General features: G+C 71.3%; 11 protein-coding genes and 2 pseudogenes. 6 read left to right on the top strand and 7 right to left on the bottom strand.

Annotated features, from left to right (window positions below; all coding sequences use genetic code 11):
- The first annotated feature begins 41 nt into the window (after positions 1-41).
- Positions 42-1091: an LLM class F420-dependent oxidoreductase gene (locus ACZ6JS_RS14690; protein WP_031153904.1), complete on the top strand. Its 1050-nt coding sequence runs from the start codon at positions 42-44 to the stop codon at positions 1089-1091.
- A 194-nt stretch (positions 1092-1285) separates the two neighbouring features.
- Complete coding sequence (locus tag ACZ6JS_RS14685; protein WP_469297950.1) at positions 1286-2074, top strand: ferritin-like domain-containing protein; 789 nt, start codon at positions 1286-1288, stop codon at positions 2072-2074.
- A 43-nt stretch (positions 2075-2117) separates the two neighbouring features.
- Here ACZ6JS_RS14685 and ACZ6JS_RS14680 read toward each other — a convergent pair whose 3' ends face one another.
- The gene (locus tag ACZ6JS_RS14680) at positions 2118-3110 is read right to left on the bottom strand and encodes a magnesium and cobalt transport protein CorA (protein WP_469297949.1); all 993 of its coding nucleotides are present in this window, start codon (positions 3108-3110) and stop codon (positions 2118-2120) included.
- Between the two features lie 55 nt (positions 3111-3165).
- On the opposite strand from ACZ6JS_RS14680, the gene ACZ6JS_RS14675 reads away from it, so the two are divergent.
- The 4 genes from ACZ6JS_RS14675 (at position 3166) to mshC (ending at position 6717) form a co-directional block, all read left to right on the top strand.
- Positions 3166-3885 carry a histidine phosphatase family protein gene (locus tag ACZ6JS_RS14675; protein ID WP_469297948.1) on the top strand — a complete coding sequence of 240 codons (720 nt, stop codon included), beginning with the start codon at positions 3166-3168 and terminating at the stop codon, positions 3883-3885.
- A gap of 77 nt (positions 3886-3962) precedes the next feature.
- Complete coding sequence (locus tag ACZ6JS_RS14670; protein ID WP_030853103.1) at positions 3963-4553, top strand: DUF3090 domain-containing protein; 591 nt, start codon at positions 3963-3965, stop codon at positions 4551-4553.
- Complete coding sequence (locus tag ACZ6JS_RS14665) at positions 4517-5377, top strand: SCO1664 family protein (RefSeq protein WP_469297947.1); 861 nt, start codon at positions 4517-4519, stop codon at positions 5375-5377. The genes ACZ6JS_RS14670 and ACZ6JS_RS14665 overlap by 37 nt, the downstream gene beginning before the upstream one ends.
- A 110-nt stretch (positions 5378-5487) precedes the next feature.
- Positions 5488-6717, top strand: a complete 1230-nt coding sequence (mshC, locus tag ACZ6JS_RS14660) for a cysteine--1-D-myo-inosityl 2-amino-2-deoxy-alpha-D-glucopyranoside ligase (RefSeq protein WP_469297946.1) — start codon at positions 5488-5490, stop codon at positions 6715-6717.
- Between the two features lie 176 nt (positions 6718-6893).
- Here mshC and ACZ6JS_RS14655 read toward each other — a convergent pair whose 3' ends face one another.
- From ACZ6JS_RS14655 to ACZ6JS_RS14630, 6 genes and pseudogenes are all read right to left on the bottom strand, one after another.
- On the bottom strand, positions 6894-7775 hold the full coding sequence (locus tag ACZ6JS_RS14655) for a hypothetical protein (RefSeq protein ID WP_469297945.1): 882 nt from the start codon (positions 7773-7775) through the stop codon (positions 6894-6896).
- Positions 7776-7801: 26 nt separating this feature from the next.
- Positions 7802-8224 (bottom strand): hypothetical protein, encoded by a 423-nt coding sequence (locus ACZ6JS_RS14650; RefSeq protein WP_469297944.1) that lies wholly within the window; start codon positions 8222-8224, stop codon positions 7802-7804.
- Between the two features lie 109 nt (positions 8225-8333).
- On the bottom strand, positions 8334-8636 hold the full coding sequence (locus tag ACZ6JS_RS14645) for a hypothetical protein (protein WP_469297943.1): 303 nt from the start codon (positions 8634-8636) through the stop codon (positions 8334-8336).
- Positions 8637-9036: 400 nt separating this feature from the next.
- A pseudogene (locus ACZ6JS_RS14640) lies at positions 9037-9378 on the bottom strand (DNA gyrase subunit B); the annotation flags it as partial.
- A gap of 417 nt (positions 9379-9795) precedes the next feature.
- A pseudogene (locus ACZ6JS_RS14635) lies at positions 9796-12924 on the bottom strand (Tn3 family transposase).
- Between the two features lie 325 nt (positions 12925-13249).
- Positions 13250-13390 carry a hypothetical protein gene (locus ACZ6JS_RS14630; protein ID WP_469297942.1) on the bottom strand — a complete coding sequence of 47 codons (141 nt, stop codon included), beginning with the start codon at positions 13388-13390 and terminating at the stop codon, positions 13250-13252.
- Positions 13391-13598: the final 208 nt, after the last annotated feature.

Below are 13598 nucleotides of genomic sequence, written 5' to 3'. Positions count from 1 at the left end.
CACCAACGTTACTGATCGGTACACCGGTAAGGGGACGACACATGCGGCTCGGCATCAATCTCGGTTACTGGGGCGCGGGCATGGACGCCGACAACCTCGCCGTCGCCCAGGAGGCCGACCGCCTCGGCTACGACGTCTGCTGGGCGGCGGAGGCCTACGGCTCGGATGCCCCGACCGTCCTCGCCTGGGTCGCCGCCCAGACCGAGCGCATCGACGTCGGCTCCGCGATCCTCCAGATCCCGGCCCGTCAGCCCGCCATGACCGCGATGACCGCGGCCACCCTCGACTCGCTCACCAAGGGCCGCTTCCGGCTCGGCCTCGGCGTCTCCGGCCCGCAGGTCTCCGAGGGCTGGTACGGCGTCAAGTTCGACAAGCCGCTCGCCCGCACCCGCGAGTACGTGGAGATCGTCCGCAAGGCCATGTCCCGTGAGCGGCTGAGCTACGAGGGCGAGCACTGGACCCTGCCGCTGCCCGGCGGCCCGGGCAAGCCGATCAAGCTGACCGTGCACCCGGAGCGCGAGCACATCCCGCTCTACATCGCCGCGATCGGGCCCAAGAACCTGGAGCAGACCGGCGAGATCGCCGACGGCGCCCTGCTGATCTTCCCGGCCGCCGAGCATCTCGAGGCCACCGCGCTCACCCACATCCGGGCGGGCCGCGAGAAGGCCGGGCTGACGATGGACGGGTTCGACGTCTGCCCGACCGTGCCGCTGGCCCTCGGCGAGGACGTGACCGCCCTCGCCGACATGTTCCGCCCGTACACCGCCCTGTACGTGGGCGGCATGGGCAGCCGGAAGCAGAACTTCTACAACCAGCTGGCCCAGCGCATGGGCTACGAGAAGGAAGCCGCCGAGATCCAGGACAAGTACCTTGCCGGCGACAAGGCCGGTGCGGCCGAGGCCGTCCCGCACTCGCTGATCGACTCCACGACGCTGCTCGGCCCCGTCGAGCGGATCGCCGACGGGATGCGGGCCTACGCGGAGGCCGGGGTCACCACCCTCACGCTGGCGCCGGCCGGCTTCACCCTCGACGAGCGGATCGCCGCCCTGCGCGCCGGCACCGAGGCCATGGAGCGCGCGGGCCTCGCCTGAGCCGGCCGAGCGCGACTGAGTCCTGCGGCCGTGGTGGGGGCTCGGGGGGTCTTCCCCGCCACGGCCGACACAGCCAACAACGCGTCGGGCACGCGCGGGGTTACGCGTACGGGCCCGGCCCGGGGTTCGTTCATTCGGACGAGTACTGCCACCTCTCGGTTGCCCGCCCCGCGGACCGGCGTTTGACTCGTTGCATGCTCTCTGCCCGCAGCCTGTTCCAGGAGATCGTCGACAACGACGACTCCTTCCAGCTGTTCTGCTCCATCGCCGCCAGCGGGGAAGCCCAGGGCGGCTGGGAGAACGCCCGCATCGCGGCGCTGGTGCCGGACGCCATGCGCGACCTCGCGCCCAAGATCACCCGGCACGGCGCCGACGAGGACAAGCACGGCCGGATCTTCCACGCCCTGCTCCGCAAACGCGGCCTGCAGGCCGTTCCCGTACCGCCCGAGACGGACTACACGATGCTGCTGGAGCGCCGCGGCATCGGCCTCGCCCACGACAAGCTGCGCCGCCAGCAGGCGCTGAGCGAGGAGGACATCGTCGTCTACCTCGCGCACAGCCGCGTGACCGAACAGCGCGCCGCCGACCAGATGGACATGCTGGTCAAGTACTTCGGCGATCACCCCGTGGTGGGCAAGGCCATCCACATGATCAGCAACGACGAGGCCAACCACCTCGCCTACTGCCACGAGGAACTGCTGCGCCTCGCCCGCGCCGGCCACGCCCGGACCATCCAGCGAGTGCTCCGGGAGAGCGCGCTCGCCGAGATCTCCGTCTACCGCGACGTCAGCCTCGCCGTGATGGACCACATGGGGCGGCTGCTGCACTGGTCCGCGCCGAAGGCCGCCCTGCTGGCCGCGGGCATCCGCGCGACGTACGCGTACGAGCGCTTCAGCGGCTGGCACCGGATGGTCGGCCTGCGGATGCCCCAGCGGCGCAACGCCCTCGGCGGTGCACCCGCCACCACCCCCGAGTACGCCTAGCGTCCCGCCGCGCCACGCCGTGGCCCGCCGCGGTCCACCCGGCCTAGAGCCAGCCCCGGCGCTTGAACATCCGGTGCAGGCCCACGCAGGCGCCCGCCATGAGCGCCACCACCGCCGGATAGCCCCACCACTGGTGGAGCTCCGGCATGTGGGCGAAGTTCATCCCGTAGATCCCCGCCACCATGGTCGGGACGGCCGCGATCGCCGCCCAGGCCGAGATCTTCCGCACGTCGTCGTTCTGCCGCAGACCCGTCTGCGCGAGGTGCGCGGCCAGCGCGTCCGACAGCAGCCGGTCCAGGCCCTCGATGTACTCGCTCGCCCTGGTCAGATGGTCGGCGACGTCGCGGAAGAACGGCTGGGCATGCTCGTGGACGAAGGGCACATCCCCGAAGGCGAGCCGGTCCATCGGCGCCAGCAGCGGGTTCGTCGCCCGCCGGAACTCCAGCACCTGCCGCTTGAAGCCGTAGATCCGGGCAGCGGTGTTCTTCGTGTCCGAGGCGTTCGGGGCGAAGACCTCCGCCTCCAGCTCCTCCAGATCCGACTGGAGTTCGGCCGCCACCTCGATGTAGTGGTCCACCACCGCGTCGGACACCGCGTACAGCACCGCCGTCGGGCCGTGCCGCAGCACGTCCGGCTCCTGCTCCAGCCGGTGGCGCACGGCGGCCAGCGGGGCGCCCTCGCCGTGCCGGACCGTGACGACGAAGCAATCGCCGATGAACAGCATCAGCTCACCGGCGGACACCGTGTCCGTGGCCTCGTCGTAGAGCACCGGCTTCAGCACGACGAACAGCGAGTCGTCGTACACTTCCAGCTTGGGGCGCTGGTGGGCGTTGAGCGCGTCCTCCACCGCCAGCGGGTGCAGGCCGAACTCCCGTCGGACGTGATCGAACTCCGCCTCCGTCGGCTCGTACGTGCCGATCCACAGAAAGGCGTCACCGCTCGCCCGGGCCTCGTCCAGGGCGTCCGAGAAGTCCTCCGGACCCTCGGCGCGGCGACCGTCCCGGTAAATCGCGCAGTCGACAATCACGCCGAACATTCTCCCCCGCCGCCGACGGGCCCGCACCCGTCCGGCACCGCCTACGCTGGCCCCCATGGCCACGCTGATCCTCGTACGACACGGGCGGTCCACCGCCAACACCGCAGGGCTGCTCGCCGGATGGACCCCCGGCGTGGCCCTCGACGAACGCGGCGCCGAGCAGGCTGCCGCGCTCCCCGGCCGGCTGGCGGGCGTACCGCTCGCCGCCGCCGTCACCAGCCCGCTGCAACGCTGCCGGGAGACCCTCGCACCCCTGCTGGCGGCGCGGCCCGAGCTGGAACTCCACACCGACGAGCGCATCGGCGAATGCCACTACGGTGATTGGTCCGGCCGCAAACTCGCCGAACTGTCCGAAGAACCGCTGATGAAGATCGTGCAACAGCACCCGTCGGCGGCCGCCTTCCCCGGCGGCGAGTCCATGCGGGCCATGCAGGCACGCGCCGTGGACGCCGTACGCGACTGGAACGCGCGGATCGAGGAGAGCGACGGCAGCGACGCCACCTTCCTGATGTGCTCGCACGGCGACATCATCAAGTCCCTCGTCGCCGACGCCCTCGGCATGCACCTGGACCTCTTCCAGCGCATCCACGTCGACCCCTGCTCGGTGACGGCGATCCGCTACACGCCGACGCGCCCGTTCGTGTTCCGGCTCGGCGACACCGGGGACTTCGGCTCCCTCGTGCGGCGCCCGGCCGCACCGGAGCCCGTCGCCTCCGACAAGGACGCCGAGGACTGCGGGAACGCGGTCGTGGGGGGCGGCGCGGGCGCGGCGTGATCGCGCGGCGCAGTAGGGTGGACGGGCCCGCACAAGGGCGCAGACCCGCCCCCGCCGCCGAGACTTGGAGACTGGACGTGCCCCGTCAGGTGTTCCTCTACGACCCCCCGGACCGCTTCGTGGCCGGCACGGTCGGCTTGCCGGGACGCCGTACGTTCTTCCTGCAGGCCTCCTCCGGCCCCCGCGTCACCAGCGTCTCCCTGGAGAAGACCCAGGTCGCCGCGCTGGCCGAGCGGATGGACGAGCTGCTGGACGAGGTCGTACGGCGCACCGGCGGAAACGCCCCGGTCCCGGCCGTGGCCCCCGCGGAGGCCGCCGACACCGCCCCGCTGGACGTCCCCGTCGAGGAGGAGTTCCGCGTCGGCACCATGGCCCTGGCCTGGGACGGCGAGGAGCAGCGGATGATCGTCGAGGCCCAGGCCCTGGTGGAGCTCGACGCCGAGTCCGACGAGGACCTCGCCGAGGCGGAGGAGCGGCTGCTCCAGGACGAGGAGAACGGCCCGCCGATGCTGCGGGTCCGCCTCACCGGCGCCCAGGCCCGCGCCTTCGCCAAGCGCGCCCTGGACGTGGTCAACGCCGGCCGCCCGCCGTGTCCGCTGTGCAGTCTGCCGCTGGACCCGGAGGGGCACGTGTGCCCGCGCCAGAACGGCTACCGGCGCCAGGCGTGACGGGCCAGGGGGACATGCAGGCGCCCATGGAGGAACTGCTCGCCAAGGGCGAGCTGACCGTCGTCGGCCGGATCCGCGAGGCGTCCAACGCCGTCCTGCTGTGCACCGTCACCTACGACGGCGCGAGCGCCGACTGCGTCTACAAGCCGGTCAAGGGGGAGCGGCCGCTGTGGGACTTCCCCGACGGCAGCCTCGCCCAGCGGGAGGTCGCCGCCTACCTGGTCTCCGAGGCCACCGGCTGGGGCCTGGTGCCCGCCACCGTGCTGCGCGACGGACCCTACGGCGAGGGCATGGTCCAGCAGTGGATCGAATCCCGGCAGCCGCAGGAGGACTCCCCGCAGGAAGAGCTCCTCGCACTCGTCGAGGGCGAGGAGGCCGGTGAGGGCTGGAAGCCCGTGGCCTTCGCCGAGGTCGGCGAGGGCCGCACGGCCCTGCTCGTCCACGCCGACGACCCCAGGCTGCGCCGACTGTCCGTCCTCGACGCCGTCATCAACAACGGCGACCGCAAGGGCGGGCACCTGCTGCCCGCGCCCGACGGGCGGATCTACGGCATCGACCACGGCGTGACCTTCCACACCGAGGACAAACTGCGCACCCTGCTGTGGGGCTGGGCGGGGGAGCCGCTGACGGACGAGGCCCGCGGGGCGCTCGCCGCACTGGACGCGGAACTGGCCGAGGGAGCCCCCCTCGCCACCCGCCTGGCCGAACTGATCACGGCGGCCGAGCTGGCCGCCGTGCGGGCGCGGGTGGCGCACATGCTGCGCACCGGAAAGCACCCGCAGCCGTCCGGGCAGTGGCCGGCGATCCCCTGGCCACCGGTCTGAACCGGCCATCGGCCGTACGCACAGAACCGGCCAGACCGCAAGAGTGCCGATCAAGACAACAGTGCAGGTCCAGTTCGTTTCCGGAACATGCGTCCGGTTAGGCTCGAGACATGCATGCCTGGCCCGCTTCTGAGGTCCCCGCCCTTCCCGGCAAGGGCCGCGACCTCCAGATCCACGACACCGCGACCCAGGGGACGATCACCCTCGCCCCCGGTCCCGTCGCCCGCATCTACGTCTGCGGCATCACCCCGTACGACGCGACCCACATCGGTCACGCGGCGACCTACAACGCGTTCGACCTCGTGCAGCGCGTGTGGCTCGACACCAAGCGGCAGGTCCACTACGTCCAGAACGTCACGGACGTGGACGATCCGCTCCTGGAGCGGGCGCTGCGCGACGGCCACGACTGGACCGAGCTGGCCGAGCGCGAGACCGCGCTCTTCCGCGAGGACATGACGGCCCTGCGGATGCTGCCGCCGCAGCACTACATCGGAGCCGTCGAGGCCATACCCGGCATCGTGCCGCTGGTCGAGCGGCTGCGGGACGCGGGCGCCGCGTACGAGCTCGAGGGCGACACCTACTTCTCGGTGGAGTCCGACCCGCACTTCGGCGGGGTCTCCCACCTCGACGCCGAGGCGATGCGGCTGCTCTCGGCGGAACGGGGCGGCGACCCCGACCGCGCGGGGAAGAAGAACCCGCTGGACCCGATGCTGTGGATGGCGGCGCGTCCGGGCGAGCCGAGCTGGGACGGCGGCTCGCTGGGCCGCGGCCGGCCGGGCTGGCACATCGAATGCGTCGCGATCGCCCTGGACCACCTGGGCATGGGCTTCGACATCCAGGGCGGCGGCTCCGACCTCGCCTTCCCGCACCACGAGATGGGCGCCTCGCACGCCCAGGCGCTGACGGGCGAGTTCCCCATGGCCAAGGCGTACGTCCACGCCGGCATGGTCGCCCTGCACGGCGAGAAGATGTCGAAGTCGAAGGGCAACCTCGTCTTCGTGTCGGCGCTGCGCCGCGCCGGGGTGGACCCGGCGGCGATCCGCCTGGCCCTGCTCTCGCACCACTACCGGGCGGACTGGGAGTGGACGGACGCCGTCCTCGACGAGGCCGTGGCCCGGCTGGAGCGGTGGCGCGCTGCCGTGTCCCGACCGGACGGCATCCCGGCCGACGCGGTGCTCGAAGAGGTCCGCGAGGCGCTGGCGAACGACCTGGACGCCCCTGCGGCGCTGGCGGCCGTGGACCGCTGGGTGGAGCTCCAGAACGCCACCGACGGCGACGACGAGTCGGCCCCCGGCCTGATCTCCCGGACCGTGGACGCTCTCCTGGGCGTGGCCCTGTAGCCGACCCCGGAGGAGAACGCGGGAGCGGGGGGGGGGGGGGGGGGGGGGGGGGGGGGGGGGGGGTGGGGGGGGTGGGGGGGGGGGGGAGGGAGGAGGGGGGGGGGGAAAAAACCCCCCCCCCCCCCCCCCCCCCCCCCCCCCCCCCCCCCGCTCCGCCGTTTCACGGCCTCATCGCGTCACTGCACCACGGTGACCGGCAGGTGCCGGGGATCGGCGGGGCAGCCGTAGATCTGGAGGGTGTAGCCGCGGCCCACCGTGATGTCCGTGGGGGCCGCGGACGACCCCGGCGGCTCCTCGACGGGACGCCAGCCGGAGGTCTCACCGTGCCACTCTGTGTGGTCGAGGGTGAGCAGCGGCTCGCCGACGGCCGCGCACTGCGGGCAGCGCAGCTCCTCCGGGCCGCCCGAGTCGCGGAAGGTGAACGGGGCGGCCCAGCCGCCGGCCTTCCACCCCGCCGCGACGGACAGGGCGTCCCGGTAGTCCGCGGCCACGTCCTCCTCCCAGCGGGCGATCCGGTCGGCCAGCTCGGGGTCCAGATCGTGCGGGGCCGGGTACTCGCGGACCTGCTCCGGATGCAGCACGCACGGGACCGGCACCAGTTCGTACGTGCCCACGTACGCGGGCTCCGGAGCGGCCGCCAGGACCCCCGCCTCCGCCACGTCTGCAGCCCGCCGCCAGCGCAGCTGGACGGCCTCGGAGCCCACCCGGTACTCGATGTCGATGAAGGGGCACCACAGCACCTGGAGCAGATCCGTGCCCTCGGGGAAGGGCAGGCCGGGGACGTCCCGGGCGTACAGCTGCGCCACCGGTATCAGCGGGTGCGGGCCCTCGGACAGCAGCGACGGGTCATGACCGGCGTGGATCCGGGCAACCTCGGCGTGGTCCTCATCCGTCCAGACGTCGAGGGCGCGGATCCGCCGGAGCGTGCGCACCTCCTCGGGCGTGTTCAGCCCGAAAGGGGCGTCGTGCTCCAGCGAGCACGACGCCCAGGGCTCGTCGGCCGGCCATACGGCCTCGGGGAACAGCGGTACAGCCGTTAACGCTAAGCCGATGATCAAGGGGTCGGTGCAGGTCGGGAGCGGGTCTACCTCAGCTCGGCGTTCGGGTGGGGCTGGGCCTGGAGCCGTTCGCGCAGCTCGATCTCCTCGGCGGTGAGCGGCTCTCCCGGTCGGCGCAGGCGGACGGGCTTGGGCCGCATCGGCACGCCGTCGTCTGGCGCGGTGGCCTCGGCTTCCGCGAGGGCCCGGTACAACGAGGCGACGGAGGGGTGCTTGCCCGCGTTCCTCCCTGCCTTGATGGTCAGCTTCTTGGCGATCTCGGGGACGGGGACGCCCTTGTCCTTGAGCGCGACGGCGAAGGTGAGCATGTCGTCGTCGATGACCTTCGGGCGTCCGCCGTGGTTGCCCTTGGACGCGGCGATGACCTGGCCTTCGAGGGTCTTCTCCCGGATGTAGTTGCGCTCGATCTGCCCGGCCACGGCGAGGACGGCGAAGAACATGGCGCCCATGCCCGCGGTCCGGAGGGGACCGATCCGCGGGGCTGAAGGCAGCGCGCCTCTGCGCTCCGACGCCCTGTCGGTCTCGGTCTTCTGGACCGGCAGGGCGGTTCGTTGTCGGTCAGTCCCGGCGGGCACCCTGGACGATCCGGTCGATGACGGCTGCGGCCCGCTCCGGGTCCTCCTTCAGCCACCTGCCGAGGTGGTCCTGGACGGCCTGTCCGACGCAGTCGCGTACTTCGGTGTTCTCCAGCACGCCCCTCGTGGAGCCCGAAAACTCGGGACAGTCCAGCTTCACTGACACGACCGCCGTCAGGCCCTCGCCGATCCGATCGGCACCGAATCCGGGGTCCGTAGCTGTCAGCAGCCCGTGCTCCCGCGCGTACGCGGTGATCGCGGCCGTCATCCCGTTGCGAAAGCCCACCGCGTGGGTGCCGTTGATGGTGGGCCGGGCTGTTGGCGTAGCTCCGGACCCGCTCCTCAGGACGGCTGCACCAGCGGAAGGCGACCTCCATCACCCCCGCCATCCGAGGGTCCTCGTGCTCGAAGGCGATGGTGTCCATGGGGGCGGACACCGCCGCGTGCCCGTCGAGGAAGGCGACGAAGTCTCTTGCCCCTCCCGGGAACCGGAACCGCTCCGAACGGGACTCATCTGGGCGGCGCAGGTCGGTCAGGGAGATCTCCAGGCCCTGGTTCAGGAAGGCCAGTTCCCTGAATCGCTCTTCCAGCCCGTCGAACGAGAATTCCGCGGCTCCGAAGATGTCGGTGTCGGGCCAGAAGACAATGGTGGTCCCGCTTTCCGTCGCCGTCCCCGCTGAGGTGAGTGGGGTGGCGGCCACTCCGCGCACGTACTCCTGGACCCATCGGACTCCCTCGCGTCGCACCTCGGCCGTCATCCGTTGCGACAAAGCATTGACGACGGCGGGCCCGACGCCGCAGAAGCCGAGCGTGATGTCGTGGCGGCCTGCGGCTCCCGTCCCGGTCTGCATTTGGGTGAGCAGGGCTTCGATCCCTGGACCGCCGGCGGTCCCCGTCTCGTCGATGGGAACGCCCGGTCCGTCGTCGGCGACACGCACACCGCCGTCGGGCGTGAGGGTGACGTCGACGGAGGCGGCACGGCCGTCCAGAACCTCGTTCACCGCCCGGTCCGCGACCTCGAACACCATGTGTCGCAGGCCGCGTTCACTTGTCGAGCCGATGTACATTCCGGGCCGCTTTCGAACGGCTTCCCACCCCTCCAATATCTGGATGTTGCTGGCGTCGTAACTGGTGGATTCCTCGCTCACGATGTCCCCTCCGATGGTGTCCAGCAGAACCTCCCAGGCTAGGAGAATCCCAGGAAAACACCAGGTCAGAGCAATTTCACCGATGTCACGGGCGGGCGTAAGGGCGGCTGTCCGGAGGTAGTCGGCCCAGGGGCCGCAGGTCATCGCCGGAGCGCGGCCGCGGCGCCAATGAGGGCGTGAACGGGACCCTTTCCATCGGCCCCGAGGCCTCAGTTTCAACTTCTGTAAGGTCCTCCCCTGTCCGGCGCCTTTCCCGGGCAACAGTCCGGCTCCCGGGGAGAGGCCGAGGTCCCTCTACTACTCGTCGTCCTCATCCAGCCCGAGCCCGGCCGCGTCCGGGTCGCGCAGCGGGCGCAGGGCGCCGGCGGCCGGGGTGGAGGCGGTGAAGCTGTAGCGGCCGAGCACGTTGAGGTTCGCGTGCTTGAGCGGGGAAAGGCGGGCGATGTCCTCGTCCCGGATCTCGTGGCCCTCGGCGCGGAGCTGGGCGACGGCGGCATCGATGTACTTCGTCGTCCAGAGCACGATGGCGTTGAGGACCAGGCCGAGGGCGCCGAGCTGGTCCTCCATGCCGTCGCGGTACGCCTGGTGGATGGTGCCGCGCTTGCCGTGGCACACGTCGCGGGCCAGCTTGTGGCGGGACTCCTGCACGGTGAGCTGGCGGTTCATCTGCCGGCGGTAGGTGTCATCGACCGGGTCGACCATCCGCATCAGGTGCTCGGTCTTGCCGATCCGCCCGTACTCCGCGAACGCCTGCCCCAGCGGGGTGGGGTGGCCCTCGCGGCCGAACATCCGCAGCAGGTCGTAGGCACGGACCTGGTTGGTGACCAGGGAACCCGCGACCCGGAGCATGTCCGGCCACCACGTCTCGATCTTCTTCAGGTTGACCCGGTTCCGGGCCAGCGGCTCCAGCACCCCGTACGTCCCCGTCTCGACCCCGGCATCGTGGCCCGCCAGAACCGCTGGTCGTCCAGGTCCTTGAAGCGGGGGCTGAAGTTGTAGCCCAGGATCTTGAAGATCCCGAACACGATGTCGGAGTACGAGGCATTGTCGGTGGCCACCATCTCCGGCTTCACCCCGCCGTCGAGGTTCAGCAGGGCGTCCAGGATGTGCAGGGAGTCGCGCGGGGTGCCCGGAACGACCATCTGCCCGATGCCCGCAACCTGGTCGTTGACGGCGTTGAGCCAGGTGATGCCCCGCTTGAACCCGAAGTACTTCGGCGAGGGCGCCGCGCTGATCGTGCGGACCGGGACCACGAACCGCAACCCGTCGACCGAGGCCAGCAGGCCGTCGCCCCAGTAGGCCACGATCGGCACCTCGGACTGCGCCTTGATGAGCATCGCGTTCGCCGCGGCGATCGTGTCGGCGCGCAGGTAGAACTGGTCGACGTGGACCAGGCGGGAGCGCGTGAGGGCCTCGTGGCCGGGGTTGGTGACCGGGATCATGCCGATGTTGCACGCCTCCGAGACCAGCAGCGCAACCAGCGAGGTGGGCAGGTCATTCATGCGGGTGGTGCCGTCACCCAGGTGCACGAAGGCGTCGAGGAACCCGGTCCAGGAGTGGACCTCGAAAAGCAGGTCCGGCAGGTCGATCTTCGGGAGCATCTTCTCGACCCGCTTGCGCAGCAAGGCCAGCGACTTCGGCTCGCCAAGCGCGCCGAGCTTCTCCACGTTCAGCTTCACCCGGCCGTTGGGCTGGACGTCGAGCGACACCTTCGCGTCAGTGCCCGCCGACTCCAGCCGCTCGGCCATCTGCTTCCAGCCGGCGTCCAGGGCCTGCACCAGCTCCTCCAAGTGCTCCTGCACGGGCATGTCCAGGCTCAGCCCGGCCAGCACGTCCTCGCGCACTGCCTCCCACGCCGGCCCGTCCAGGAGCCGGGCGCGGGGGTCGGACCAGCGGTGCGAGGGGGAGGCGAACACGTCCCGGCGCTGGAGGGCGCGGTGCAGCTGCTCCAGCACGCACACCACGTACGCGTCCCGGTCCACCGACCCCTGCGGCAGGTCGGAGTTGGCGTAGACCGCCTTGCGCCAGGCAGCCGGCACCAGCTTGTCGTCGACCTCGCGCGGCAGGAGCGGCTTGTCCTTGACCCGTCGGCGAGCCAGCGCGGGCAGCCGCCGCACTCCGGCCAGCACTCGCGCACCGCCGGTCGCCGCGTCGAGCGCCTTCGACTCGCCCAGCAGCGCGAGGAACGGGCGCACGGTGTTGTAGCGGGTGGTCAGGGCCGCCCGCATCGCGACGTCGGCCGAATCCGCGCCCTCGGGAACTAGCGACACCACGAGCGCGGCCGCGGTCATCACCGCCTCGCGGGGCGCGACCTCCTCGACCGCCGCCCACAGCGCCGCCGTATCCAGGTCCGCGCCGTGCTCCCCGACCAGCTCCAGCTCCTCGAACAGCACCTTCGCCGCCCGCGCGAGCGTCCGTGACGCCTTCTCCAGCTGCGGCAGCGTCGACAGGCGCTCCTTCTCCGTGGCCCGCTTCGCCGTGCTGATCAGCCGGGTCGCCATCAAGACCTGGAAGAGGTCCAGGGCCTCGTCGATGGCCTTCGCCTCCAGGTGGCGCATCACCGCGGTGAGCATCGCGGTCCGCTTGGGCTCCTCGGCCCGCTCCAGGTTCGCCGCCTTCGACCCCAGCCCGTACCGGGCCAGCGCCGCCAGCCGGTTCGGCGGGACCTGCGACAGCCGCACCCGGCCCAGCCCGAACGCCCCGATCTCATCGACCCGCTCCAGCGCCCGGGCGAACGCCGTAGCCGTCGTACGCGTCGGCGGCCGGCGCAACCGCTCCAGCTCCGAGAACCGCGCGCCCTCCGGCGTCACCAGCATGGCCACCAGGTCCCCGGGCAGCGCCGCATCCGCCCGGTGCGCGGCCCTGGCCACTGTGGTGTGCAGCCGCTTCTCCGCGACCGCCCGGACCTCCGACACCTTCCGGGCCAGCACCGACACCCCCCGGCAGCAGCACCCGGTGACGGCGCAGCCAGCCCACCGCCTGGTTGAACAGCGCCACCGGCCCCTCGGCGTGCGTCCACGCCCGCCCGTGTAAGAACGTACGGAACTTCCGCCCCCACTCCGCATCGTCGTACTCGTGGTACTCGTACGCGTCCCGGATCTCCCACGCGTGCTCGTATGCCGTCGGCTTGCGCTCGGTGTACTGCTTCACGCAACTGACGTCCTCGATGCCGAGCTGCTCTCCGAGGTACTCCACCACGGCCCACGGAACGTCCAGCGCGTCGTTAGGGAGGAACCGGCCGATGTAGCGCACAGTGCACATCTGGAGGGCGAACCCGAGCCGGTTGTGATCGCCGCGCCGCTTCGCGATCAGCTTGCGGTCCTCGTCGTCGAGGAAGAAGAACCGCTCCAGCTGCGGCCGGGTCGGCTCCTCGTTGAACTTCCCGTACGAAGCCGCCTGCTCGTCAGTCAGAAACTCCACTGGCATGGACCTGACGCTAACGACGCCCGCAGCCGCCCAACGATCTTCCACCGAACCCCGGCGCCAGACCGATCGCCTGTGCTAGCAGCCTATGATCATCGGCTTAGCGTTAACGGCTGTACCGCTGTTCCCCGAGGCCGAGGGAGTCAGGTGACCGGTGGGTGCGGCTCTGCCACGCTCGATCACCCCCAGTCTTCCGTCGCCGCGGCGCGCGGACCGTACGGGGGCGGGTTCGGCGACGGCTGCACCCCGGGTACAGCAGGCCCCGAAAGCCCCTGCGGGGCCGTCACCAGCCGGTGACGGCCCCGCTTCGCGGTGTCCTGAGGTCCCATTAACTGCGGTTCTGCGCCCACAGGACGAGGAGAGTGACGATTGCGCCTCCCACCCCGGTGGCGGCTCCTCGGACGAGGGCGAACGTCGCCGTCCGAGCCAGCCGCTTGGCGTTCCCGTTCTTGCGTTCCTGCTTCTTCACTGGGGGCTCCCGAGTGGTCGTGGCCCGCTTGGTGCGGGCCGCTTCAACCACCGTGAGCGGTACAGAAGAGGAGGTAGTCACTGTCTGACACCCTCTGACACTCTGGCACCGGTCGATCTAGGACAGGGGGATGTACACATGTCGCAGCAGCGCCGGGGGACGAGAGGCATCGACATGCCGACGGAGGACGTCCTGCCGCCGGGCGGGG

The organism is Streptomyces sp. NPDC046349 (genome assembly GCF_055587885.1).
This window is presented reverse-complemented; position numbering and strand designations above follow the sequence as displayed.